Origin of the sequence: Vibrio sp. 10N.222.55.C6 (genome assembly GCF_041473395.1) — a bacterium.
Lineage (GTDB): Bacteria > Pseudomonadota > Gammaproteobacteria > Enterobacterales > Vibrionaceae > Vibrio > Vibrio crassostreae_C.
On the sequence record NZ_JBFRSD010000669.1, the window covers coordinates 1 to 590 of the forward strand.

Annotated in this window: 1 protein-coding gene; it reads left to right on the plus strand. The window is 44.9% G+C overall.

Going from position 1 to position 590, the window contains the following annotated elements; genetic code table 11:
- Positions 1–590 (plus strand): YjbH domain-containing protein (locus tag AB4486_RS25570; RefSeq protein WP_372119534.1); only part of this gene is annotated, 590 nt, incomplete at both ends.

A 590-nucleotide genomic window follows, 5' to 3' on the forward strand; every position in this document is an offset into this window, starting at 1 on the left:
CTTTCTACCAACTTCAATGAAATGTATTCGGTGTGGCGAGATACCGAAACAGCAGAATTGCGCCCAAGTGGTGTCGATACGGTTGACGATATTGATATGGCGGCCCTTGCAGAAGAACTTGAAACGATCGCGGGCTATGAACAAGCGCAAATCTTGGTCGACGATAATAGTATTGTGGTAAAGGGTACTCAGGTTAAATACCGAGACAGAGATATCGCCCTTGAGCGTGGTGCGACCGTGATTGCCAACGCGGTGCCGAGTTACATCGATACTTATAAAATCATCGAAAATGATAAATCGATGGAACTCACTGAGACAACGGTAGATGCACAAGCGTTCAAAGCGGCGGCTAATAACAGTTATCTCAATGCTCAAACCAGTGATGCAACCGATACTCACGAGTTAGAGCGTAAGAAATCCGTTATTTATCATGATGGGCGTGAGCGATTCGATGTGTCGATTTCACCAAACCTAGCTCAATCGTTCGGTTCGGCTGAAAACTTCTATTTATACAGTTTGGGTTTATACACCAACGCTTCGTTCTGGGCGTTAAACAATGTTGAACTGTCGGGCTCTTTGTACGTTAACTT